Source organism: Microcoleus sp. CAWBG640 (genome assembly GCF_020883015.1).
GTDB classification, from domain to species: Bacteria; Cyanobacteriota; Cyanobacteriia; order Cyanobacteriales; family Microcoleaceae; genus Microcoleus; species Microcoleus anatoxicus.
On record NZ_JAHRFC010000018.1, the window covers coordinates 38,858 to 65,420 of the forward strand.

Sequence of the window (26,563 nt, forward strand, 5' to 3'; positions counted from 1 at the left end):
CCCTGCCCCCTACCCCCCCTACCCCCCCAAGGGGGGAAAGAAGAGGGGAAAGAAGAGGGGAAAGAAGGGGGGAAAGAAGGGGGACTTTGACGGCTTCCAGTCCCCCCCTTCTTAAGGGGGGCTAGGGGGGATCTCATACCAAATACCCCTTAAATATCCCCTTTATTTCTAACATTATGGTAAACTCAAATCGCGCCGAAGATGTTACCGCAGAAAATGAGCGATCGCTCTCCACTTTACTACGGACTATCGCCCGGTTTCAAGGAAGTTTTTCTTTGACTTTAGTGTGCTGCAATTATGCTAGCTTGCGTTATGCGATGCTGGAAAAATTGCGCGATCTATCTACTGTTGAATATCAAGAATTAGTCCTCGAACCTGCCACCAAAATACTTCATCAAACCATTCTGAATGCCGTCCAAGAGCAACCGCCGAAAGCTTTAATAGTTGTGGGCATAGAATCGGTGGTTGCTCTTGATGACCTACTAGCTGGGGCTAATCGATCGCGTGACCAATTCAAGCAAGATTTTGCTTTTCCTGTGATAACGAAAAAATTAAGCAGGTGGAAGATATAAATCAGAGAGCCAAAGAAATGGGAAAGGAAGCAAAACAGTTGTTAGACATAGCAGATAGAAATGCAAAACTGACGACTTTTTTTGTAAAAGTTCTCACTTACCTATTGACAAGTATCTAGATTGTATGATTTTTTTAGCTCAATCCGGCAATGATATTGACGCTCATCGCCAGAATAGCCGTGTTAAAAAAGAAAGACAGCACACTATGCAACAAAACTAAAGACCTCATAGACCGAGAAGTCGTCTGCACATCTGCAACTTGGCAAGTCATCCCAACCCCAAACGAAAAATAGAGAAAATCCGTGTAGTCAGGTGCCTCGTCGCCCGGAAAATCCAAACCCTTCACTGGCTCAGATTTGCTATGGGGCTTTCTGGGGTTTTGGTAGTAGCCGTGGGCATAGTGCATGGTAAAGACAGTATGCACCAGCAGCCAAGACCCAAAAATTGTCAGGGCAGCCAGCCCCATATGCAGAACTAGCAAATGGGAGTCCAGACCTTTGGTATTTTGCAGTAGGAAGACTAGGGCTAGCACGCTAGCACAAGCTGCTGCCAATATCAAACTGAGGATCACCAAGCGGCCGGCGTCGAGCTGTTGTGCGTGGTGGCGCATCATTTCTGGAGTGGCTTGGAGCATTAACACCAAGGTCAAACTCAAGAAGCTGATCAAGCCCGCGTCCCAAATGCACAGAGCCCTGGTCAACCACAGATAGTCAGGTGGCAGTAGAAATGCAACTGCAATAGCGAAGAGAACGGACACTAATAGGCGATGCCGGACTTTCCAGAGCCAGTGCATCTTAGATAGAGACTGGTTTTTCACAAGAACTTATACCAAGTTAGGCTGGGTGTAAATTTAGGAATCCCAACTACTGCTATTTTGGCAGTTGTTGCCCAAAAATCTGTCAGCCAGGTTTATGAAGTGCACTAAAGACACGGATAGATCGATCGCGCGGTGTACTTCAAAAACCTTCCTTCTGCTATATTTCTCATGCCTTTGGATAGATCGATCGCCCTCAACATTTTGGATACAGTAGGAAAAAATCTTCATCTGCGGTTTAACACTATGGCATCCTCCCAACCCCTCAAAGGCATTGAATTAATCGACTGCGCCAAAGCCAACGCCCCACAAGGCATTGCCACAGCAGCCCAACTTTGTGGCTATGGTAGTGACATGAATAAATTCGATCGCGAACTCAAGCTGGCTTGCCAAAACATCGGCGTCCAATTCCAGGAATTGAGCGACTTGATTACGGATCAGCAGATGATGCAATCAGGAATGGGCATAGAGGTGGCTCCCGATACTCCCTCAGAACTGTAGAATCAATCTTCCGCATCTCACCCCACCAGTTCGATGGAATCTAACCTTCGGAGCAAACCAGTATTTTGACACTCCCTGTGCTGAAGCAACAGGGATTCTTAAGACCACAATGTGACTGTGCTAGCTGTTGAGGCTAGAATATCTTGCATAGGAGATTCCGACTCTTGGTATGAGTCGCGTTACTTTCCTGGTTAGGAGTGCTTTCTGGAGGGTGCTGAGATTGTTAGGAGGACTGTTGTGTCAGACCAGCAAGACCGAATTTTACGTTTATTTATAGAGGAGGCTAAGGAGCACCTCGATACTCTAGAAAATGGTTTGGTGGATTTAAAGTCCACGATGAAAGACCCCGAAAGCCTTCAAGAGATGTTTCGAGCCGCCCACTCAGTCAAAGGTGGGGCGGCGATGCTGGGCTTGGATAGTATTAAAACAACCGCTCACAGATTGGAAGATTGTTTTAAGATTCTCAAGGACGGGCCCGTTAAACAGGTTGACCAAACAGCAGAATCTTTGTTTCTCAAAGGAGTTGATACCCTTAAGGATTTGGTGCAGCGGATGTCGGGGCCTTTTGGCTTGAGGAATGAAGAGGGAGAGAAACTGGTCCAGCAAATCATGCCGGCCTTTGCTCAACTGGAAACTCACCTCAATAACTTAGTTTCTGGCAAAGTTGCTGGGGTTGCTGGTTCGTCTGGTTCGTCTGGGGCTGCTCCCACAGTCTCGACGACAAATTTTACAGCTTCGGTGATGGTTTTACTCAAAGAAATGTTGCAGGTGTTCAAGGGTAAAGAGTCGGCTGCTACTCGCCAGCAGTTGTCTGATTTGTGTGTTCGTCTGTATAAGTTGGGAACTGGTATCGAAAGTTGGCAAAGTTTAGTCAAAACCGCTAGAGTGGCGATCGCCAATCCGAAAAACTCTTATAAAGTGTTAGCTCCACTGATTATTAAGGAACTTAAGGATGCTGGTGATTTGGTGCAAGGGGGGAAAGTCAAGGCGATCGCTCCGAGTAAAAATTTACTGCTTTTGGCAGCATCCCCACAAGTAGCGGCCAGCGTTCCAGCAACAGCCCCAGCGTCTGAGTCCATAGCACTTCCTGCGGAACCGAAGGCGGTAGTCAAGCTTTTGCTCAAAACTTTTAACAAAAAGCAACTCTCGGAAATAGCTAAGTTACTGATTCACGCTATCAAATCTTCTCCCTAGGACTTGGGATGCTAGAAGGTGGAAGGATGTTAGGTTTGAAGGCTTTTTTAAGGGCCAATTTCTCTGTTAGGAATTTCTTAATTGCAGAAATCATGGATTTTGTGGCATTTTCCTTCTTCCATCTTCCATCTTCCATCTTCCTTTCTCCTTCTGCTATACCTTTGGGCTACGCTGCGTTAGAATTAAGGAAATTATGGTCTGCGTGCAACGTTGTACGAGAGTTAAAAATCGAGCAGGCTTTAGAAGGCGGTAGCTGTGAAACCAATTCGTTCATTAGAAGATGCTTTAAATCGCTGTCAGGCGATGGGAATGCGCTTGAGCCGCCAGCGTCGATTGATTCTCGAACTCCTGTGGCAGGCGCAAGAACACCTCTCAGCGCGTGAAATATACGATCGCCTAAATCAACAAGCACATTCGATCGGTCACACATCGGTGTATCAAAACCTCGAAGCCCTATCTAGAGAAGGGATTATTGAGTGCATAGAGCGATCGGAAGGACGATTGTACGGCAATGTCAGCGATTCTCACTCTCACGTCAATTGTCTGGATACATCTCAGATTCTCGACATTCATGTGGAATTGCCCACAGACTTGATAGCACAAATTGAACAACAAACGGGAGTTCGGATCGTAGATTACCGGATCGACTTCTACGGCTATCGATCGCCCGAATCAACGGCAGAAGGCTCACTCCCCAACGGATCGTAAAAAATTGGGTTATCGACCAAAAGTTACACCGCAGACTTTCATCTAGTTCTTATTTACTGCAAATCTCGACAGTTGAAGAGCTGAAAATTGCCAACGCGATCGAGCATCTGTGCAGCATGAATTATTATCTCCCCTGTCCTAACTGCATAGCAGTAGGTCAATTACTGTATAATTTAGCTGCGTTTGATTACTACCAAATGCACAAGCGCATTACAGGATAGGCTGAAGTAATGGCGAGACGACAATCTGACAAATTCTCAAGACCAGTGACATACAACCACCCCTCGGAACCGACAGCAAAATTAAGTGCAGACTCGGTTACAGGGGATGATGGCTCAGAAGCGATAGCGCCACCGATAGTCGAAACTAAAAGAAGTTTTTGGCAGTGGCAGCTCATCTGGCTGACTGTCCTGGTGGGCTTTGGAGTAACGGGTGTAGCTGCATTTCTGTGGTTGCTGACGATGCCACCGCCTCCCAATTGCCAGCAACTTTCGCCACTAGCAGCCGACGGAGAGCGGCTTTATTGCGCTCAGCAAGCGGCTAAGTCTGGGAAACTAGAACAGCTAGAATCCGCGATCGTCCTGGTGCAGGCTTGGCCCAAAGAACACCCACTCTACTCCCAGGGCCAACATTTGGTAGGGGAGTGGTCCAAGGCAATTTTGGGATTTGCCAAAGCCAGAATCGAGGCGGGGGACTTGAAAGGTGCAATGGACATTGTGGGAAAAATTCCCAAAACGAGTCCGTCTTACCCGGAGGTACAGGAGGCTGTTACCGCTTGGGAAAAAAATTGGCAGGAAGGTCAAAAGCTTTACGATACTGCTCAAGCAGCTTTGAAAGTTGACGATTTAAGAAAAGCCTGGGATTACGCTCAAGCTCTGTTTAAACTGGACAATATTTTCTGGAGTCAGAAACGCTACAACGAGTTAGTCCAGCAGATAGCTGTGGAAAGAAACGGCTGGCAGCGCTTGTCCGAGGCGAAGGAGTTGGCGAAGGATGAAACTCCGCAAAAGTTTGCAGAGGCGATCGTCTTGGCTAGAAAAATAGACTCGAAACTGTTTGCGCGCGCGAAGGCGGAGGAGGAAATTGCAGGGTGGAGCAAGGTTTTGCTGGCAATGGCGAATAAACGCTTGCAGGCGAAGGATTTGAACGGGACGATCGAGGCGGCTTCTGTGGTGCCACCGGATTCACCTCTGTTTGCCGAAGCCCAAGATTTGATGCAGTTCGGTAGGGCTGTGGCGGTGACTTGGAATCAGTCGATTACTACGCCTCTGGGGGAACATATTTTTAGCTTGCTAGAAGGTCAAGGTGCTGCTAGTAAGATTGCTCCAGGCCGTCCTCTATACCAGAAGGCTCAAGGTCAAATAGAGAGTTTGCAATTGCAGTTTCAAGATTTGGTGCGGCTGCAAATGGCGAATTCGATCGCCAGTATTGGTCTACCTGGAGCCTTGGAAATCGCGATCGACCAAGCGCAAACCATCGGGCCGAAGCAGCCGCGACGGGTGCACGCTCAAACTTTGGTGGCTGCGTGGCGCAAAGACATTCAGCGGATAGAGGACAAATCTTTTGTGATGCTGGCCAAGCAGTTGGCTGCACCGGGAACTGTTGAGGGGCTAAAGGGTGCGATCGCTCAGGTAACTCTGATCGCTCAAAACCGCCCCCGCAGGCTAGAAGCCCAAACTCTCCTGGCGAGCTGGACTAAACGCATAGAAATTGTGGAAGATCAGCCGTTTTTGGACGGGGCGCTGGCTCTGGCAAAGCAAGGAAAGCTAAGCGAGGCTATTGATAAGGCTTCCCAAATCAAGAGCGGTAGAAGTTTATATGCTAAAGCTCAGGATAATGTCTATCAATGGGTCAGCGACTTGCAAGTGGCTCAAGATCGACCAATTTTGGATCGAGCTGCTGAGTTGGCGTCTCAAGGCAGGTTGGGAGCGGCGATCGATATGGCATCCCAGGTCAGTTACGGTAGAGCTCTGCATTCGGAGGCTGCTAGCGCGATCGGACGCTGGAGTGCGGAACTGAGTGCCAGAAGCGCACCGGTACCTGCGGAACGTCCTCGCCAAGCTGAGCCGGCTTCTGTGGAAGAGTATGCGCCGGCTCCGCGACAGCAGGAATACGCTCCACCTCCTGTGCGGGAGGAATATGCGCCACCTCCTGAACCTGCTCCGGCTCCTGAACCTTATTACCCGCAGGCTCGGCAAGAAGCACCGCAGCCGGAGCCTGAGCCTTACTATCCGCCCGCGCGACAAGCGGAGCCTTATTATCCGCCCGCGCGACAGGAGGAGCCTTACTATCCGCCAGCCAGACAAGCAGAGCCTTACTATCCGCCCGCGCGACAGGAGGCTCCGGCTCCCGCTCCTGAACCTGCTCCGCCTCCTGCTCCCGAACCCGCGCCTCCACCTCCGATCCCGGATTCGGCTGGTCCTCCAGACCGTAATTTAATTCCAGAGTAATGGGGCTGAAGGTCGATCGCTCCCTGGCCATTGCTCTAGGGGTGATAGCTCAACAAGTGCTCTGTCGGTATGTTCTTCTATTCTCTTGCTGTCTTTTACTGTTTGCTGTTTGATGACTAATTTTCAATTGTTGTCGATCGGTAATGACCCCATTTTCCGCCTGGGATTGCGAATTGCTTGCCAGGATTATCCTGATTTGCAAATTTTTGCGGAGGTTTCAACGCCGGCAGAGGCTTTGTTGCTTTTAGAGGAGCGATCGATCGCGAATGGAGAAGCGAAGCCACCAGATTTGGTAATATTTGATTTTGATACGCCACGGGTGCGATCGGGCGAAGTGGGCCAAGTGGGCGAAATGTCGGCGATCGCATTTTGTCGCCAGTTAGCAAGTTTCTACCCCGAATTGCCCCTGTTGCTCCTGGGTGGGTCACTGACGGCAGAGTCGCGAGCAATTCTGGAGGAAGCAGGTGTCAATGGCTATTGTCCTAAAGGTAGAGATATTGCGCTGACAATGGCCGTGATTCGCTTGGTGGCATCGGGTGAAAGTTATTGGCCAGAAGATGTGGCAGTGAGCTGGGAAATTCCACTGAATTTAGGGGGAGTTCAATCAACAGAAAACTCTGCCACCGATGTGGAACAAATAGTAGATGCTCCGACAGTTACTACGCCAATACACCAAAAAATATTGGCTGATATTTGCCTGTCTGGGCTGCGGCAAATAGACGCAACTTTGGCAGTAGTAAAAGCTGAATTACAAGGGACAAAACCTACTGGGAACGATGATTTTGGCTCGATTTTGGATAGTTTGTTGCTGAGCGGACATCACCGAGAATTGCTGGCTGCTCGCTGGGTGGTGAGTCAGTTATTGCCAACACCAAGAAGAAGGGAGAGGGAAGAAAGCCAGGGGATTCAGGGTAAGCAGAGGGGAGAGGGGAGAGGGAAAAGTTTGTTAATTAATTCGGAATTGGTAGTTAAGAATACAGATTTTTTGGTCGATGATTCGACCAAGGGAGGTGATTGGCAAGGTAGTTTGTTTGACTCAGTGGCTGCTAAGTTGCAGTTTGATGTGGTGAATTTGAGTGGCGTGCCTTTGGAAATTGATGTTTTGCGATCGACCAAAAAGCTGGAGTTGATTAATTGCATCCTGGGACAATTGGAAGAAGTGCTCGAAGAGTTACGTTTTTCTCAGGTGCAGCCAACTCAATTGACGGAAAAAATGCCTGCTATTTTGCGGAATTTGTGGCAAGATACAATCATCGATTTTTTTGGCAGATACTATACTCTGCAAGTCAGGGAACCTGGGATTTTAGATGAAGTTCAAACAGATTTAAAAGTCTCCAATAGTTTAGCTGAAAGTGGGGAATTTTTCGGAAAAATAAATGGGGTAGAAGTTGTCCCAGTGCTACTTTCTGACCGGGAGGAAGTTGGGGCAGAAATTATTGACAAAATACCGCTTACCGTTGATTTTTTTGCACATTTGCTATTTGAAAATCCCTTGATTGTTGATAATAATTCTTGTCTGGCTGGGAGTCCAGAAGCAATGCAGCGGGCTGAGTATTTGTTGGAAAATTTGGTAATTCAAGTTGCTAGTGGAGTGGTGCAGCCTCTGCTAAACAATTTTGGGAATGTTGAGGAAGTTAAGCAAAAATTTTATGATGGGAAGTTAATTTCGACACGAGAGATTGAGCGGTTTCGGAATAATTTATCTTGGAAGTATCGTTGGGAAAGTTATTTTGTGGAACCGAAAGCCATTTTTGAGAGTAGGTTTTGGCTGTTTGTGTTGAGGGATTCGGGAATTCATAGGGTTTGTATTTATGCTCCCAGAAATGTGGAGTTAGCGCGGCTTTCTGGATGGCGATTGGCGTTGACTTTGGTGCTGGAAACGAGGGATGCGATCGCACCTAGGCTTCGGGCCGTTGTTTCGCTGTTTGGTGTGGGTGTTGTTTATGTTTTGACTGAGGTAGTTGGGCGGGGAATTGGGTTGGTGGGGCGGGGATTTATTCAGGGGATTGGGAATTCTTTGCAGGATAGTAAGTTTGGCAAAAATGGGTAGTGGACGCGGAGGGTAGGCAAAAAAAGGCACTACCCCTACAAAACGATGATTTTTCCGAGAATGAAACAGCCCTGCTACCTTGGGGGGGTGACAAGGGAGTGAGATCAAATCCTCTCTTCATCGTCCAGTATTAAACTCTCTCTTCTCTTCCTTCGCGTCATGAGCGCCTTCGCGGTTAAATCATTCCGATACAACCGGACTTGATATGAGAAAGCAGGCTGCTTGTGATGGCAAGAAAAACCGCGGATTAACGCAAAGAAGATAAGACAGTCCTGGACACACGGGGGGTCAAAAACCCGGTTTCTGCGTCAATATCTCAGGCGATAGAGCGATGATTGTTCAAAGAAACCGGTTTTTTTGCGTAGGTTCTGTAAGATTTATCTGCGTTAATCTGCGGTTAAAAAAAACCGTTCCTAAAGGAAAGTGAAATAAGGTCGATTTGCAGATTTGGGTATGGGTTCTGGTCATCGCGTTCGTTTCCCGCAGACCAAGTAAATACTGTACCTAACCCCCACGGCCCTTAGTGACAGAGTTTATAACTCCTGAAATGTTCTCTTGCTGAAAGTGCTTGGTGCCAGCCCAGCTATTGTTGGAAACGTCTAATTTTTCTTGCTCCTGTAAACTCGAATCACTGTTTTCGTTGTAGTAACTTGCGATCGGTTCTATAAACCTATATAATTAATTCGCGTTAATCTGCCTGCATCGGCGGTTAAATATTAGTTATATTTTGTCCAATCGATGGATTTTGTTGTTAAAGTCTGGTAACAGCTAAAAATTTCAGGTAATAAACCCTATTTATGCGGTATATTCCTATCCCTAAACAATTTAGGGAATCTTCCAGGGTCATCGAATCTCAACTGTTTTTACGCCCGAAACGCCTTGCTATATTTGAAGCTTGTCTGATTGGCTTAATTTCAGGATTGGCTGGCGTTTTACTCAAATTAGGAGTCGGATGGCTCGGCAGTTGGCGAGTAGCTACCTCAACATTAATTCCCGCAGTAATCTTACTTCCGGCTGTCGGTTTATTCGGCGGGTTGCTGACAGGTTTTTTGGTGGAACGTTGGGCTCCTGAAACTGCCGGTAGTGGCATTCCCCACGTCAAAGCTGCACTTTCTGGTGTCAATCTTTCTTTGAATTTACGAGTAGCCGTTGCTAAACTTATCACCACTATTTTAGCAGTTGGTTCTGGTTTAACCCTGGGCAGACAAGGCCCTACTGTCCAAATTGGAGCGTCTTTGGCAGACTGGATTGGTCACTTAATGCCAACTTCTCCAGACTACCGCCGACAATTGATTGCTTGTGGCGCTGCGGCGGGATTAGCTGCGGGTTTTAATGCTCCCATTGCAGGAGTTTTGTTTGTCGTCGAAGAACTACTGCACGATGTTTCAGGGCTGACTTTAGGTACTGCAATCATTGCTTCTTTCATCGGTGCGGTTGTCTCACAAATTTTGGGCGGTGATAGTTTAAATCTCAATTTACGAGAGTATCAAACCAGTTTTTCGGCTGGGGAAATTCCGTTTTATGTACTGTTAGGAGTTTTAGCAGGCTTCCTGGGAGCTTTGTTCAGTAAAGGAATTCTGGCGGGATTGCAATTTAATAGAAAAACTCTCAAACTTGCCTTGCCTTTTAGAATAGCTTTAGCGGGATTGATTTGTGGCTTAGTAATAGCATTACTACCAGAAAATTTTCGTAATAATACTGGATTGCGCGAATTTTTACTAACCGGAGAAGCTAGCGGTGTCACAAGTTTAATTGCTTTTATTGCTCACTTTTTTTTGACTATTATCTCTGCTGCTTCAGGAGCACCGGGAGGATTGTTTGCACCTTCCCTAGTTCTGGGTTCTGCCCTAGGTCATATGGTGGGGATATTACAGGCAGATTGGCTTGGTGTTGGTTTGCCCGTCACTTACGCTTTGGCGGGAATGGGAGCTTTTTTTTGTGCGGTTTCTAGGGCTCCGATTACGGCGGTAGTTATTGTGTTTGAAATTACGGCGGATTTCAAGTTGGTGCTACCTTTGATGATTTGTTCTGTAGTGGCTTATTTAGTTGCGGAAAAGGTGGACAGTGGCTCTTTGTACGATCGCCTTTTGGAGTTGAAAGGCATTCAACTGACCAAAGATAAACCAGCCGTTGATGCTTTGAGCGATTTGTACGCAGCCAACGTCATGCAGCGCCAAGTTGAAACTCTTTCGAGTCTACTGACTTTTGATGAAGTGATGCAGGCTTTTTCGCGATCGACTCACCGAGGTTTTCCAGTAGTGGAAGCTGGAAAATTAGTGGGAATTGTCAGTCAATCAGATTTAGCCAATGCCAAAAAACGTAATTTTTTGGGCAATGCACTGCTCAAAGAATTTATGACTACCCAGCCAATAACTGTGAAAGCAAACGATACTTTAAGCGAAGTTTTACACAGGCTTAGCAAGTACAATCTCAGTCGCTTACCCGTCACAGAAGGACGACATTTAATAGGGATTATTACCCGGAGTGATATTATTCGAGTTGAGTCCAATAGATTAAGCGGAGAAACAAACCAGGGGGCAAGTCCAGAACCTTCTTATGTTGTATATCAAACCAGAGCGCCCCAGATAGGAAATGGCCGCTTGTTAGTACCGCTCTCGAATCCCTACACAGCACCAGCTTTGCTACGGCTGGCGGCGACAATTGCGCGCGATCGCAACTACGAACTAGAATGCGTGCAAATCATGCTAGTACCCCGCAACAGTTCTCCTTCAGAAACCGCAGTGCGCACAACAAAAGGCCGTCGCCTCTTGCAACAAGCCGAGCGCATCGCCCGCCATTGGGATGTCCCACTACACACCCAAATACGGGTATCTCACGACGTGGCTTACGCGATTTTAGAGACAATTAGGGAGCGACATATCGATCTGATTTTGATGGGCTGGCAAGGCGAAAAATCGACAAGTGGACGCATTTTTGGCGATGTTGTAGATACCGTAATTCGGCAAGCTGGTTGCGAAGTAGTTTTAGTAAAATGGAGCGAAAAGTTATTACAAAAAGGCAACAAAGGAGACTGGGGAGACAAGATGGGAATCCCCAAAAAAGCATTGAGTCAAGAATCTGTGGATTTAACCAATATAAACATGGTAGAAAATTCCCCATCTCAAATCACAAATCCTGAATCTCAAACTGAAGAAATTTCTGCGCCACATTCCCACCTTCAAAGCGAGGAATTGGGATTACACACCCTCATGGGATTGCAGCGCTGGCTGGTGCCGATTCGTGGTGGTTACAAGCAAGCGACGGCTTTGCGACTGTTACCTGCTTTTGTAGCGGCGAGTCAAGTACCAGAGATTAGATTATGTCAGGTGCACCAGCCTTCTGTCGCATCACCGAATCGCCATGAATTGGACCAAGCGGCGGAGTTTCTGAAGCGCCAGGTGGGCTGTCAGGTAATTTCAACTTCGGTTTGCGCTAAGTCGGTGTCTGATGCTTTAATTGATTTAGCTCAAAATGACCAGTGTGATGCGATCGTCTTGGGAGCTAGCCGTGAAGGACTGCTCAAACAGGTGATGCACGGGAATATCCCGGAGGCTGTGGCGCGCGGGTGTGAGTGTACAATCATTTTAGTGCGATCGGCAAATTAGTTATTAGTCATTAGTCATTAGTCATTAGTCATTAGTCATTAGTTATTAGTTGGTGATAATAACCAATTTATTAGTTATTAGTCTGGTTCCCAGGATGCTCCTGGGAACACATATCTAGAGGCTCTGCCTCCCTTGGATAATTCCTGGTAACGAGTAAACTCAAAACTCAAAAATATTAAAAATGGTTCATTTTAACATCGGATTTCAACACTTCAACTCCTTCACAGATATCACACTCTCCTTAGCTAAAGCCTTAGACAAAATGGGGATTCCTATTTCCGTCGAAGACTCAGAAGTTACACCTCGTATGCAGCGCATTTGCACGGCAGAAGAAAACAGTCTAATCGCCAAGTGGATGAGCAACCATCCATCGGATTTGTTTCAAATAAAATGGTCTCATTACTGGAAACCCTATTTTTTAAAAGAACTCAATGGTCATCTGAATTTAGAGTTTTTTGCCATCAACTATGAATTCGCCACCAACCATGATGAATTCGATTATTGGATGTACGATGCTGTCCACACTTCATCTCACAAACTTGCTGTCAGCGAGTATTCTAAAAATGTTTTAATCCAAGCAGGATGTCCCGCCAATAACATCTCCGTCCTTCCTTTGGGATTCAATCCTTTAATCTCCGAACTTTATGCAAAAAAATCTCCCAAAAACCCACCCTATGTAACGTCTATTCTGCACATGACCAATTCTTTTGATTTCTCTAGATTTGGTACAGACATTGCCATTGAAGCTTTTTGTCAAGAATTTCAACATGAATCTAATGTTGAATTAATTATCAAAGACGGTGGCAAAAACCCTGACGTTATCGTAGAAATAATTATGGATTTTCAACAGAGATTTGGTAGGTTTAAACCAAAAGTTGAAATAATACCTAAGTTTTTTGACAAACAAGAACTAGCGAATTTATACTTATCCGCCGATGCTTTTTTAGCTCCCTTTCGTGGCGAGGGTTTTGCCATCAAGATTTTGGATGCTTTTGCCGCAGGTTTGCCCGTGGCGATGCCTCTTTACGGCGGCCCGACCGAGTATGCTAATATTGATAACTGCTATCCGATTTCTTACGATCTAATTCCGGTAGGATTGTGTTATGATACTCATCATCTGAAAATTAGCAATTCTCCTCATTGGGCGGAACCAAATCTTCAGTCGGTTCGAGAGCAATTACGGAACATTGTTGCAGATTCCCGACGTTTTCATGTGGCTAAAAAAGCCAGAGAGACGGCGGATTTATTTACTTGGGAAGCGACGGCTAGAAAGTTGCTAAGATTAATGAGACAGTTGTTTTAGGAAGGAAAATTATGGCCCTGGAAAGTAAAAGATTTAGAGGAATGTTTGCACCGGGAGAAATTGTACAATTAAAACAGCCTTGTTTTACTCCTGGACGATTGTTTGAACCGGGTAAATATCAGGTTTCTGAATTGCCGGATGTCGCTTTTGATATGGGTTTGGTAGACCATTTACCCTCGGTGAGAGGTAATAGTTCGCAATCTGTAGATGTTGAAAAACCACAATAACGAGAATATAACCTTATGGTGGTAGAAGAATTGCCTTGGGAGCATCCCGATTTTGCATAGGCGAAGCATGACCGCAGACAATTTATTAGCGATAACCAGAGATTTACAGCGGTCATGCTTCGCCCCTACGAATATATTTGCAAAACACAGATGCACCCATTGCTTTTCCCTTCTTCTTTTTTTTTATTCAACTATCTTGATCTATTTGTGCAATTAATTCATTCAAAACTTTACTAGCTTTGTCATTTTCAATTTGACAAGTTCCGGCATTCATGTGTCCACCACCACCATATCTTAACATTAAATGTCCAATATTTACCTGAGAAGTTTTGTTAAAAATGGATTTCCCAACGGCGAAAACAGTATTTTGTTGCTTCAGTCCCCAAAGTGCGTGAATTGATATATTGCATTGGGGGAACAAAGCGTAAATTACAAAGCGATTTCCTGCATAAATAATCTCTTCGTTTCGCAAATCTAAAACAACTAGATTTTCATAAACTTTGGCACAACGCTGTAGTTGTTGTTTGAATTTTTCTTCGTGATCGAAGTAGAGTTCTACTCTTTCTTTGACATCAGGAAGTTCCAATATTTCTTCGATTTTGTGGTTTTTGCAGTAATCAATTAATTCCATCATTAACTGATAGTTGGAAACAGTAAATTCCTTAAATCTGCCTAATCCTGTTCTGGCATCCATAATGAAGTTGAGCAATACCCATTTTTCTGGATGTAAAACTTCGGATTCGGAAAATTGAGCGGAGTCGGATTTGTCAACAGCTTCCATCATTGCTTCGGAAATGTCGGGAAACTTGGCTGGACCTCCATAGTATTTGTATAGTACCCTGGCTGCGGATGCTGCATAGGGGTCGATGATATGGTTTTTTTGGATTTTTTCGTGTCTGAGAGTTTCGCTGAAATGGTGGTCGAAAACTAGATGAGCACCTTCAACATAGGGTAAATTTGTGGTAATATCGTTGTTGGTTATTTCGATTTTTCCATCCTGCATATCTTTAGGATGCACGAATTTAATTTCTTCGATAATATCGAGTTCTTTGAGTAAAACGGCACAGACAAGACCGTCAAAATCGCTGCGGGTGACTAATCTGTATTTTTGAGTGTCTGACATATGCTTTTGAGAAATTGAGGAACTGATTATCACACAATATAACTTATTACTCGATCGCTTTCCACTATGAACGCTGACCCTTATGCTTGGATAGAGAAGGATTTAGACACTATTCACCGCGCCAATTGGTATCGATCGCCACAATCGATCGAAAGTTGTCCAGGCCCTAGGGTAAAATTAGCCGGGGACTGGCTAATTAACTTTGCTAGCAACGATTATCTGGGACTTGCGGGGGATGATAGGTTGATTCAAGCGGCGATGGCTGCAACTAAGGAATTTGGTACGGGTACGACTGGTTCGAGGCTAGTGGGCGGGCACCGCGATTTGCACCGACAGCTAGAACAGAGTATTGCTAATTTAAAACAAACTGAGGATGCTTTAGTCTTTAGTTCGGGATATTTGGCGAATTTAGGGGCGATCGCCTCTCTCGTCGGTAAACGGGATTTGATATTATCTGACAAGTACAACCATTCCAGCCTGAAAAATGGAGCAACACTCAGCCAAGCTCAGACTCTAGAATACGATCGCTGCAATGTTGAGGATTTGAGAGCTCTGCTTACTGAACATCGCGATCGATACCGCAAGTGTTTGATTGTTACCGATAGCGTCTTCAGTATGGATGGAGACTTGTGCCCGTTACCGCAGTTGTTAGCGGTGGCCAAACAATTTAACTGTATGGTATTAGTAGACGAAGCTCACGCTACAGGAGTTTTCGGTGCTAGGGGCGCTGGTTGTGTCGAACATTTCGGGTGTACGGGAGAAACCTTGATTCAAGTGGGTACACTCAGCAAAGCTTTGGGAAGTTTGGGTGGCTATGTTGCAGGGGATGCTGCTGTGATTGATTTTCTCCGCAATCGAGCTCCGACTTGGATTTATACTACGGGATTGACACCAGCCGACACGGCTGCTGCTTTGGAAGCTGTGAAGATTGTACAGCAAGAACCCGATCGACGACGGAGGCTACAGCAAAATATCCAAAATTTCCGAGATGAGGCGATCGCCCATTACCAATTACCGATTACCAATTCACTCTCGCCCATTTTCAGTTTTCCCTTAAAGGATGCAGCCACAGCTTTAACCGCTAGTAGCAAACTGAAGGAGATGGGTATTTTTGCCCCCGCCATTCGCCCTCCGACTGTGAGTGTCAGTCGAATTCGGATTTCGCTGATGGCAACTCATGAGTTGGCACACCTTCAGCATTTGGCAAAGGCTTTGGCACAAATTTAAGGGAGAGGGGACAGACGGCTACCGATGCCCGATGTCCTCTGGTTTTTGATTGTTAAGATTTGGCTATTGACTTTCGCAGTCTAGTATACACTATTTTGGTCGCTGGGTCAATATTTATAAAGTTTTTGTAAATTTAGATACTTTTTGCAATTTCGCGCTATATTAAAGGAGTAGCAGGTTACACCAAATTTAATATAAGGAACGTCCACCATGAACACAAATCGCCAAAACGTCAAAAAAATTGCTGAAACCCACCGAGCTAATATTCAGAAGCAACTGATGCACCGCATCGAAGTAGCGAAAGCCAGTGGCAATCAAGATTTGGTTCGGGTGCTGGAAGAAGAAATGAGACAGCTTTAAATCAGCGAACACAACAATTTGTTTTCTAGAATTTGTCTGTGCAGGTCAAGTGATTGTGTGAGAAATGCAGAGTTCTTGCCATCAATACCTGTGAAAGTTCACTCCTCTGTTATTCCGTAGAAAAAAACCCCGGTTGCTTCAAGCAACCGGGGTTTTTTATTAGTCAATCAGGATTAAGTAGAAGCAAGAAGTCATATCAATTCCGGTTGTATCCCACATTTTTCATCTGGGATGCTTTCTGCATGGGCTGCTGAATCCTGATTTGAGCGTTCATCGCGATCGCCAGTTTACACTATTTTTGGTGATGATTGGTTACCCAAGAGCGATCGCAATTAACGCATTTTGGTCATCAATCAGGTTACGGATACGTAATAAACTTGGTTTTTTACCGTTAGCGCAGCCCTCGCAGAGGATCGCAATTTTAACTGGTATCAGATTTAACTCATACCCTCACGTCTCTTGTCAGGAATTTTTAACACTCGTGATGGGAGCGCGACCGAAATTATTGAGTATTTTTACTCACGCTTTGTCTCGGATGATTCACTTTTGCCCCCTCACTCCGTGTATGTGCCAGTTGGGGGTGCGGAATGTGGGCTAGAAGATTAGCTAGGTCAAATTTATCTTTACAATGTTTTAAGAATTAGATATAGACAAACATATATCTAAAGGAATACTCTAGTAGCAGAGTAGGGCTATCTAAAGAGGTAGTATTGAGCGAAAAATCGCATTAATATGCGAACACAACCGGTAAATCAGTTGAAATTGCAGAGGGTGTAATGGATTTTGCTTGGAACAGTCAACAAATTGAATTTAAAAAAAAGGTGATTCAATTTGCCCAACAGTCATTGATCTCCGACCTGATTAAACAGGACAAAGAGGAAATCTTTAATCATGATGCGTGGAAAAAGTGCTGTGAGTTTGGTGTTCATGGATGGCCTATCCCTGCACGTTATGGCGGACAGGAACTAGATATTCTCACTACCGCCTATGCTTTGCAAGGATTAGGATACGGTTGCAAGGATAACGGACTGATATTTGCTATGAGTGCCCATATCTGGGCTTGCGAAATGCCCCTGCTGACCTTCGGGACGGAAGAACAAAAGGAAAAATATTTGCCCTTGCTTTGTCGGGAAGGGTGGATTGCGTCCCACGCAGCTACCGAACCACAAGCGGGGTCTGATATCTATAGTCTCAAGACAACGGCTCAAAAAGATGGAGATAAATACATTCTCAACGGATACAAACACTATGTAACCAATGGAACCATTGCAGACCTTTTCATCATTTTTGCTACTGTAGACCCAGCTCTTGGGAAAGAGGGTTTGACGACTTTTATTATCGAAAAAGATACACCTGGTCTCATCCTTTCAGAGCCTATATCTAAAATGGGAATGCGTACAGCAGAAGTACCAGAACTCAGGTTAGAAAATTGTGAGGTACCTGCCGCTAATCGCTTAGGTGAAGAAGGGACAGGGCTAGCCATATTCAATCATAGCATGGAGTGGGAGCGGGGATTTATTCTAGCCTCTGCTGTGGGAACAATAGAAAGATTGTTGGAGCAGTCTATTCGTTACGCTAGAAGCCACAAGCAATTTGGTCAAGCGATTGGAAAATTTCAATTAGTTGCCAACAAGTTAGTGGAGATGAAACTGCGGTTGGAGAATGCCAAGTCATACTTATATAAAGTTGCTTGGATGAAACAAAATAAGCAAATGGCTCTGATGGAAGCCTCCATGGCTAACTTGTACATTAGCGAAGCTTGGGTTCAGTGTTGTATGGAAGCAATCGAGGTTCACGGTGGCTATGGTTATTTAACAAATACAGAGTTAGAGCGAGAGCTGCGAGATGCTATTGGCAGTAAATTTTACTCTGGTACCTCTGAAATTCAACGAGTCGTCATTGCTAAATTCTTGGGATTGTAAAGCAAGGTCATCATGCCATATCTACTGCAACATCTGTTAACAAGTAGCGCTCGAACCCGTAGCGATCACGTTGCTGTACAGCAGCAAGAACACACGATCACGTATCGTCAGTTGGACGAGAAAAGTAACCAACTGGCACATACCTTGATAGATGCAGGTATAGAACGGAGAGACCGAGTTGGCATTTACCTCGATAAGTCAATTGAAGCTGTTATTGCTATCTTTGGCATATTAAAAGCCGGTGCCACCTATGTACCTCTAGACCCTTACGCTCCAATAAAGCGGATTACCTTTATCATTAACAACTGTCAGATCAAGTTCCTGATTTCGACACAGCAAAGAATAGATGCTTTAGGAACCAACTCCCTAGAAGAGTTGCAGAGTCTCAACAGTGTGATTCTGACAGATGAGGACGATCGAGCAACGCAGTGGTTGGGAAAAATTGTCAGATGGTCAGAGGTTTTACAAGCTTCTTACAGTCCACCCCCAGAACCAAATCTGACTGAAAACGATTTGGCTTATATCCTTTATACATCTGGCTCGACAGGAACTCCGAAAGGGGTGATGATTAGCCACCGAGCGTCTCTTACCTTTGTGAATTGGGCCTATGACACATTTCAGGTAACAGCAGAAGACCGTGTTTCCAATCATGCGCCGTTTCATTTCGATCTTTCCATCTTTGATATCTTTACAACTATCAAAGCTGGGGGCACGACAATTTTACTCTCAGCCGCTTTATCGGTCTTTCCAATTAATCTGGCTAAATTCATAGCCCAAGAAAGAATTTCGATCTGGTATTCAGTCCCCTCTATTCTCACAAGTTTGGTCTTATATGGTCGATTAGAGCAACATACCTTCCCCGCTTTAAGAACCATTTTGTTTGCGGGTGAAGTTTTCCCCATCAAATATTTGCGTCAGTTGATGGTGCATATTCCCCAGGCCTCCTATTACAACCTCTATGGCCCCACTGAAACGAATGTCTGCACCTATTACCAAGTTTCACCACTTGATATAGAACTAACCGAATCACTTCCACTTGGCAAAGCCTGCGCTAATACTGAAGTTTTTGTCTTGAGTACAAGTAATGAATTGGTAGCTAAAGGTGAGGTGGGTGAGCTTTGCGTGCGTGGCCCTGGGTTGATGACAGGTTATTGGGATTTGCCTGAAAAGAGTGCTCAAGTCCGAGTTCCCTTTACTTTGCATCGTAGCTTGGGATCTGAGATGATTTACCACACGGGGGATCTTGTCAAAGAAGCCCCGGATGGCAATTATATCTTTTTAGGTCGTCGCGATCATATGATTAAGAGTCGGGGCTATCGCATTGAATTGGGTGAGATAGAGAGCATTTTGTACAGCCATCCTCAAGTGGAAGAAGCCGCAGTAATTCCCATTCCCGATCATGAAATCGGTAATCGGATCAAAGCTGTTGTGGTGCCACGTAGTAGTAACGATCTCACAGGAGCAATACCTTCGGAAGTGCCTGATGTCTCAATACAGGCTTTAAAATTGTTTTGTGCAGATCGGCTTCCCAAATATATGGTTCCCGATTTGTTTGAGTTCCGTAGTTCCTTGCCCCACACTTCAACTGGTAAAATAGACAAAGTTCAGTTATCTCAAGAAACACAGCAATAACAGGAAACAATACAATGACAGAAGAAAAGATCGAACAAATGCTCAAAGAGTATATCACTCAAGAGTTGGCATACGACCAACCTAACTTGGTTCTAACTAATAGTTTAAAGATCGTAGAGCAACGGATAGTGGACTCAATGGATCTCTTTCGGTTGGTTCGCTTTGTCGAAGAAGAATTTGGAATTTTTTGGGAGCCTGAAGAACTCGTATTAAAAAACTTTGAAACGATTGACCATATCAAAGCTTATATACTTGGTAAATTGGCGTCACAGGTATGAAGGAAGAAGGTATTATTCCCTGAGACAAAAGTAAACATAGGATTTAATCGTTCATTTCTTTGTAATTGACTCCAACTCCACATTGGAATTTTCTGACCGTTCGTGTCTATCCTAATTTGCAATAATCTTAACCCTTCTCAAAAAAATCAATCATGAACAAAATCACTCATCCTAACCATGATTCTGATATCGAAAATCCTCAGAAGGAACCAATCGCGATCGTTGGGATGGGATGCCGTTTCCCAGGAAATGCCGACACTCCAGAAGCATTCTGGGAACTGTTGCGTAATGGCGTAAATGCTGTAACAGATATTCCCTCTTCTCGCTGGGATCTAGAGAGATACTATGACCCTACTCCTGCACCGGGCAAGTTTTATGTGCGTTCTGCGGCTTTCTTAGATACAAATGAGATAGAACAGTTTGATGCCGAATTTTTTCGGATGGCATCGCGAGAAGCGGCGAACTTAGATCCACAACAACGCTTGCTTCTAGAAGTAAGTTGGGAAGCTCTCGAAAACGCGGGAATTGCACCTACATCTTTGGCGGGTAGCCAGACAGGTGTATTTGTCGGTATTCACTGGGATGATTACTCGGCAGAACGCTTTTATATGGTGAATCCTAGTGAAATCAATGCTTACCCTACATTGAGCAATTTACGAAGTTTATCAGCAGGGCGAATTGCCTATGTATTGGACTTGCATGGGCCAACAATGCAAATTGATACAGCTTGTTCCTCAGCATTAGTTTCCGTCCATTTGGCCTGTCAATCCCTGCACGATCGCGAGTGCAATCTGGCTATAGCTGGTGGTGTCAGTCTGCTACTCTCTCCGAAACTAACAGTTGGCTTCTGCCAAATGAAGGTTTTAGCCAAAGATGGTCGCTGCAAAACCTTCTCGGATTCAGTAGATGGATTCGTACAAGGAGAGGGCTGTGGTGTTGTTATTCTCAAACGTCTCTCCGATGCTATTCGCGATCGCGATCCGATCTTGGCCACGATCAGAAGTACAGCAATCAATCACGATGGTTACAGTTTAACCCTGACAACACCTGCTAGTGCCGCACAGGAAGCAATGCTGCGCCAAGCCGTAGAAAACGCGCACATTGAGCCGCATCAGGTGCAATTTGTGGAGACACACGGAACCGGAACGCCTTTAGGCGACCCAATTGAAGTTATAGCCTTAGCAAAAGTATTAGGTAAAGATCGTCAAGATCCATTAGTAATTGGATCGATGAAGACCAATATGGGGCATTTAGGGGCAGCCGCAGGTGTAGCTAGTTTAATGAAAGTTGTACTTTCACTTCAGCATGACCAGATTCCCCCCAACTTACATTTTGATAGACCTAATCCGCGTATTCCTTGGCAGAAATTGCCAATTACTGTAGCAAATGAACTGATGCCTTGGCCAGAACATGAACCAAAACTGGCAGGCCTAAGTGCATTTGGTATGAGTGGAACCAATGCCCATGTAATTGTTGAAGCAGCCCCACAGCTACCGCAAGTTGAGTCTTCTGGCGAGGGAATTGAACCTTTATACCATCTACTTACTTTATCTGGTAAGAGCGAAAAAGCTCTCACCGATCTCGTCCATCGTTATTTAACTTTCTTGGACAAGACAGAGGATTCTATAGCAAATATTTGCTATACAGCCGCCGCTGGACGCACCCATTTTGCCAATCGGTTAGCTATTGTGGCTAACTCGAAAGCAAATATATCCCAACAGCTTGATGCTTTTATCAAGGGTAAACAAATTACAGGCACGATCCAAGGTGATACTTACCAAGGAACGCCTAAAATCGCTTTCTTGTTTACTGGACAAGGTTCCCAATACGTTGACATGGGACGCGAACTTTATGAAACGCAACCTACTTTTCGCCAAGCGTTGCAGCAATGCGATGAAATTCTGCGTTCTTATTTAGACCGACCCATTGCGTCAATACTTTATCCCGATCGACCAGAAAACATCATCGATCTCACAGTCTATACACAACCCGCGATATTTGCCTTTGAATACGCTCTCTTCCAGTTGTGGAAATCCTGGGGCATCGTACCTGATGTTGTGATCGGACATAGTGTAGGCGAGTATGTCGCGGCTTGCGTGGCAGGGGTGTTTAGCTTAGAAGATGGCTTAAAGCTGATTGCAACTCGCGGACAACTAATACAGCAATTGCCCCACGAAGTGCATGGCAAAATGGTCAGCGTTATGGCAAGCGAAGACCTCATAAATCTAGCGATCGCGCCCTACGGTACACAGGTGTCTGTAGCCGCAGTCAATGGCCCGCAGAGCATAGTCATCTCCGGTCATAGTAAGGCCATAGATGCGATCGTCGCCGAGCTGAAAACCAAGCAGATCAAAACCCATGAGCTAACAGTTTCTCATGCGTTCCATTCACCGCTAATGGAGCCAGTATTAAAGCCCTTTGCTGAAGTCGCTGCACAGGTGACATACTCTGTACCCACAATACCCCTGATATCTAATATCACAGGCGATCGAGTAACGGACGATGTAGCAACCTCTGATTATTGGACTCGCCATATTAGTCAGGCCGTGAGATTTGCCGATGGCATGAATACCCTACAAAAGATGGGGATAGAATGCTTTGTAGAAATTGGCCCCAAACCAATTCTCTTAGGTATGGGAGCTAGTTGCTTGGTTGATGAGGAAAAACGCCTGACATGGCTACCTAGTATCCGTCCTGAGACAGAATCATCCACTGTAGTGGAAAGTTTAGCTCAATTGTATGTTCGCGGTGTCAATATCAATTGGAAAGAGTTTTTCCAAGACCAACACCGTCGAAAAGTGGTGTTACCAACTTATCCCTTTCAAAAAGAGCGCTGTTGGGTTGATGTCAGACAAGAACGTATTGCCAGAAAGAGCAGTGAAATCTGTGCACATCCCTTACTACAAGAGAGGATTTATTCATCCGTACTCAAACAAGGAGAAGTTCAGTTTGAGGCTTACCTTTCTACCGACGATCTGCCCTACTTAGCAGAACATCGTGCTTTCGGTCAAGCAATTATGCCGGCTTCCGCCTACTTTGAGATGGTTTTGGCAGCGGTAAATCAACTTTTTGGAGACCGCCCCATAACTTTTGAGGATGTGGCAATTGAAAAAGCTCTCAAGCTAGAAGAACCTCAAACATTGCAACTGGTCTTAACCCCCGATCTCGAAGGCTATTCATGGCAAATTTTTAGTTTGGTCTTCATTAACGAAGAACCGACTTGGACGCGCTACGCAGCCGGAAAGATTAATGTAGGTAAAGAGAGAGCAAATCTTGAACCAAATACAAATTTAACTGCTTTAGAAGCTCATCTCCAAGAACATAAAGACATCAAAGCTTTCTATCAGCAAGTTGCCGTTCGAGGAATGGTCTATGAAGGTAGCTTCCAAAGTTTGCGCCGCTTGTGGCGTTCTGAGGGAGAAGCCCTCGGACAAGTTCAGTTAGCTAAAAACCTGGTCAACCATCCCTATCATTGGCATCCAGCGCTTTTGGATGGATGTTTCCAAGTAATTTTAGCAGCTATGCCTGCCGACTTTGCCGAAACTTATTTACCAGTCGGCTACCCACATTTCACCTTTTGGCAGCATCCTAGCAAAGAAATTTTTAGTTACGTTAAACTTCACGGTCAGCCCGGTCAAGAAACCCTGAAGGCAGACTTGCAGTTAATTGGAAAAGATGGTCAAGTTTATGCCGAAGCGATCGGTCTGCAACTGAAAAAGGCTCGGTTGCAAGCATTACAGCAGAAGCAACCCTGGAAAGATTGGCTTGTGCAAGTTGCTTGGAAAGAAGTCAAAAAAACAGCGGGAACTGCAAGCGCAACAAACAAAGGCGATTGGTTAATTTTGGCAGATCGCACTGGTGTAGCCGAAACCTTAGCTGACTTGTTGAAGGGAAGCGGACAGCGATCGCACCTCGTCTATGCCAAAACAACTGATGGGAACTCCAAGCCAGAGCAATATGCTATTAACTGGACAGACCCAACCGACTGGCAGCAATTGTTGGCGAGTAAATCCTATCAAGGCGTAGTCTACCTTTGGAGCCTTGATGAAAATGACTCCTGCGATTCAAGCTGCGAGCAAGTATTGCATCTAGTTCAATCTCTGACTTCAGCAAAGACTTCCCCTCGATTGTGGTTGGTTACGCAAGGGGCACAGTCGGCGCTCAAGGATGATACAGTTGCTTTCTGGCAAACACCGATCTGGGGACTAGGTAAAACGCTATCTCTAGAACACCCCGAATTTTCCACCACCTGTTTAGACTTACCATCCGATCGTCACTCCGATGAAACGGTTGAAACGGTTAAGTCTTTACTCCAAGAACTACTCGCACCTGATCTAGAAGACCAAATTGCTTATCGAAACGGGACACGCTATGTAGCTAGATTAGAGTCTTTCCACCCCACACAGGCACCAAGCATTGCTCCTGTAGCGTTGAAACTGACCAGCTACGGCACGCTCGACAACTTGACTTTGGTTCCCGCTTCTGCCCCAACGTTGGCACCTGATGAAGTCGAGATCAAAGTTCGGGCGAGTGGACTTAATTTTAGAGATGTGCTGCGTGCGTTAGGCATGATGCGCGAAGTTGAGGAGTCTTTAGGTATTGCTGCAACAGCCAGCGATATATTGTTCGGCTTTGAATGTGCAGGCACGATCGAGCGCGTTGGCAAACAGTCGTCTGACTTTAAAGTAGGCGATGCCGTCATTGCCTACACATCAGGTAGTTTGGCAACTACGGTTAAGGCTAAAGCAAAATTGGTAGTTCCTAAACCATCCGAACTCAGTTTTGAAGAAGCAGCAACGATTCCTGTTACTTTTTTGACAGCCTATTACGGCCTAGTCAAATGCGCTCAAATTGGCCCAAATGATCGAGTATTGATTCATAATGCGGCTGGAGGTGTAGGTCAAGCGGCTGTTCAATTAGCCAAGCTGAAAGGAGCAGAAATTTTTGCGACGGCTAGCCCGCCCAAGTGGGATTTTTTAAAGTCCCTTGGTGTTAAACATATATACAGCTCGCGCAACCTTGATTTTGCCGAACAGATAATGACTGACACCAATGGAAAAGGCGTGAATGTCATCCTCAACAGTCTAACTGGCAAGTTTATCGATCGGAGCTTTGACGTACTTACCCAAGGAGGGCGCTTTGTAGAAATCGGTAAACTTGGCATTTGGGATGAGGAGAAATTGCAATCACAGCGCCCTGATGCTACTTATTTCCCCTTTGATTTAGGAGAGATGGATGGGGCCCAAATTTCTTCAATGTTTCTGGAATTGATGACTATCTTTAAGGAAGGCAAGCTCAAACCATTACCGGCCAAAGTTTTCCCAATTACCGAATTTGTAAATGCTTTCCGCTATATGCAGCAAGCTAAGCACATTGGTAAAGTGGTGTTAAGTTTTCAGACTCCAGAAAATGTAAGGGTTCGCCCAGACAGCAGTTACCTAATTGCGGGAGGATTGGGAGCATTAGGATTAAAGGTGGCTGAGTGGCTGGTAGAACAAGGTGCTAAACATCTAGTTCTGACAGGACGAAGCAGTGTCAAACAGGCAGCAAATGAAGCTATCAGAAAATTAGAGCAGGCAGGTGCTAAAGTCTCGGTAATTAATGCCGATATTTCTAATCAGGAGGATGTCCAAAAAATACTGAGTGAATGCCCTAATTTACGTGGAATTGTTCATACCGCAGGTGTTTTAGATGATGGTTTGTTGAAGGAGCAAACACCTACTCGCTTCAAAAAAGTCATGGCATCCAAAGTACAAGGAACTTGGAACTTGCATACCTTGACTCAAGATTTATTCTTGGACTTCTTTGTATGTTTTTCCTCCGCTGCCTCTTTGTTGGGGAATGCAGGTCAAAGCAACTATGCCGCAGCTAATGCCTTCCTTGATGGTTTAGCTCATTATCGGCGATCGCAAGGTTTACCAAGTTTAACCATAAATTGGGGGCCTTGGGGTGAGGTAGGAATGGCAGCAGCTTTTGCTAGTCGTTTGAAAGCCCAAGGTTGGGGTATTATTCCAACTGAACAAGGCTTGCAAGCATTAAACTACTTGGTCAAAAACGAAGACTGCGATCAAGTCGGGGTACTGCCTATGAACTGGTCGAAATTTTTGGAACGACTACCAAAAATTACGCCATTCTATGAAAACTTCCAGACAACTGTTACACCATCTGAAGAACGACCAGCTTTAGTTTCCCAACTAAAAGCTACTCTGGCTAACGAGCGCCGAACAATTTTGATGGATCATGTTCGTTCCACCATTAGAAATGTAATCGGATTAAATGCCAGTACCAGGATTGAGCCGCGCCAGTCTTTATTCGACTTAGGGCTTGACTCCCTAATGGCGGTGGAATTGAGAAACTATCTGGAAAAAAGTGTCGAACATTCTTTGCGCTCAACTCTACTCTTTGACTATCCAACCTTAGAAGCGTTGGTGAATTACCTGCTACAAGAGGTTCTAGTTCTAGAGGATATGAGTGTCCAGCAAACAGAAGACCAAACGACATCAACCCAAGTATTTGAAGAACTTCCAGAAGAGGAAGCGGACATTTTACTTGCCAGCAAGTACGAAGAACTCAATAAACTACTAGGTAATATTTAAC

At 45.2% G+C, this 26,563-nt stretch carries 17 protein-coding genes; 15 read left to right on the forward strand and 2 right to left on the reverse strand.

Annotated elements, in window-relative coordinates:
• The first annotated feature begins 176 nt into the window (after positions 1–176).
• A complete protein-coding gene (locus tag AAFP11_RS11835; RefSeq protein ID WP_341737248.1) occupies positions 177–572 on the forward strand; it encodes a hypothetical protein in 396 nt (131 codons plus the stop codon).
• A gap of 133 nt (positions 573–705) precedes the next feature.
• Here the strand turns inward: AAFP11_RS11835 and AAFP11_RS11840 are convergent, their stop codons facing one another.
• Positions 706–1,389: a DUF1345 domain-containing protein gene (locus AAFP11_RS11840; RefSeq protein ID WP_341737249.1), complete on the reverse strand. Its 684-nt coding sequence runs from the start codon at positions 1,387–1,389 to the stop codon at positions 706–708.
• 243 nt (positions 1,390–1,632) lie between these two features.
• On the opposite strand from AAFP11_RS11840, the gene AAFP11_RS11845 reads away from it, so the two are divergent.
• The 8 genes from AAFP11_RS11845 to AAFP11_RS11880 all read left to right on the forward strand — a co-directional run bounded on the left by AAFP11_RS11845 (position 1,633) and on the right by AAFP11_RS11880 (position 13,424).
• Positions 1,633–1,887, forward strand: a complete 255-nt coding sequence (locus tag AAFP11_RS11845) for a hypothetical protein (protein WP_341737286.1) — start codon at positions 1,633–1,635, stop codon at positions 1,885–1,887.
• Between the two features lie 237 nt (positions 1,888–2,124).
• Complete coding sequence (locus AAFP11_RS11850; RefSeq protein WP_341737250.1) at positions 2,125–3,081, forward strand: Hpt domain-containing protein; 957 nt, start codon at positions 2,125–2,127, stop codon at positions 3,079–3,081.
• A 255-nt stretch (positions 3,082–3,336) separates the two neighbouring features.
• Positions 3,337–3,789 carry a Fur family transcriptional regulator gene (locus AAFP11_RS11855; RefSeq protein WP_341737251.1) on the forward strand — a complete coding sequence of 151 codons (453 nt, stop codon included), beginning with the start codon at positions 3,337–3,339 and terminating at the stop codon, positions 3,787–3,789.
• A 266-nt stretch (positions 3,790–4,055) separates the two neighbouring features.
• Positions 4,056–6,239 carry a hypothetical protein gene (locus tag AAFP11_RS11860; protein ID WP_341737252.1) on the forward strand — a complete coding sequence of 728 codons (2,184 nt, stop codon included), beginning with the start codon at positions 4,056–4,058 and terminating at the stop codon, positions 6,237–6,239.
• A gap of 112 nt (positions 6,240–6,351) precedes the next feature.
• Positions 6,352–8,289, forward strand: coding sequence for a DUF3685 domain-containing protein (locus AAFP11_RS11865; protein WP_341737253.1), 1,938 nt, complete (start codon positions 6,352–6,354; stop codon positions 8,287–8,289).
• Positions 8,290–9,086: 797 nt separating this feature from the next.
• On the forward strand, positions 9,087–11,894 hold the full coding sequence (locus AAFP11_RS11870) for a chloride channel protein (RefSeq protein ID WP_341737254.1): 2,808 nt from the start codon (positions 9,087–9,089) through the stop codon (positions 11,892–11,894).
• Between the two features lie 181 nt (positions 11,895–12,075).
• The gene (locus tag AAFP11_RS11875; RefSeq protein WP_341737255.1) at positions 12,076–13,197 is read left to right on the forward strand and encodes a glycosyltransferase family 4 protein; all 1,122 of its coding nucleotides are present in this window, start codon (positions 12,076–12,078) and stop codon (positions 13,195–13,197) included.
• A gap of 11 nt (positions 13,198–13,208) precedes the next feature.
• Positions 13,209–13,424 carry a hypothetical protein gene (locus AAFP11_RS11880; RefSeq protein WP_341737256.1) on the forward strand — a complete coding sequence of 72 codons (216 nt, stop codon included), beginning with the start codon at positions 13,209–13,211 and terminating at the stop codon, positions 13,422–13,424.
• 187 nt (positions 13,425–13,611) lie between these two features.
• Here the strand turns inward: AAFP11_RS11880 and AAFP11_RS11885 are convergent, their stop codons facing one another.
• Positions 13,612–14,547 (reverse strand): exopolyphosphatase, encoded by a 936-nt coding sequence (locus tag AAFP11_RS11885; RefSeq protein WP_341737257.1) that lies wholly within the window; start codon positions 14,545–14,547, stop codon positions 13,612–13,614.
• A gap of 66 nt (positions 14,548–14,613) precedes the next feature.
• Here AAFP11_RS11885 and bioF point away from each other — a divergent pair, with 66 nt between their 5' ends.
• The 6 genes from bioF to AAFP11_RS11915 all read left to right on the forward strand — a co-directional run bounded on the left by bioF (position 14,614) and on the right by AAFP11_RS11915 (position 26,562).
• Positions 14,614–15,774: an 8-amino-7-oxononanoate synthase gene (gene bioF, locus AAFP11_RS11890; protein WP_341737258.1), complete on the forward strand. Its 1,161-nt coding sequence runs from the start codon at positions 14,614–14,616 to the stop codon at positions 15,772–15,774.
• Positions 15,775–15,984: 210 nt separating this feature from the next.
• Positions 15,985–16,134 carry a hypothetical protein gene (locus tag AAFP11_RS11895; protein ID WP_341737259.1) on the forward strand — a complete coding sequence of 50 codons (150 nt, stop codon included), beginning with the start codon at positions 15,985–15,987 and terminating at the stop codon, positions 16,132–16,134.
• 776 nt (positions 16,135–16,910) lie between these two features.
• A complete protein-coding gene (locus AAFP11_RS11900; RefSeq protein WP_340522716.1) occupies positions 16,911–18,056 on the forward strand; it encodes an acyl-CoA dehydrogenase family protein in 1,146 nt (381 codons plus the stop codon).
• A 12-nt stretch (positions 18,057–18,068) separates the two neighbouring features.
• A complete protein-coding gene (locus tag AAFP11_RS11905; RefSeq protein ID WP_341737260.1) occupies positions 18,069–19,688 on the forward strand; it encodes an amino acid adenylation domain-containing protein in 1,620 nt (539 codons plus the stop codon).
• Positions 19,689–19,702: 14 nt separating this feature from the next.
• Complete coding sequence (locus AAFP11_RS11910; protein WP_340522711.1) at positions 19,703–19,966, forward strand: acyl carrier protein; 264 nt, start codon at positions 19,703–19,705, stop codon at positions 19,964–19,966.
• A gap of 152 nt (positions 19,967–20,118) precedes the next feature.
• Positions 20,119–26,562, forward strand: a complete 6,444-nt coding sequence (locus AAFP11_RS11915; RefSeq protein ID WP_341737261.1) for an SDR family NAD(P)-dependent oxidoreductase — start codon at positions 20,119–20,121, stop codon at positions 26,560–26,562.
• Position 26,563 lies beyond the last annotated feature (1 nt).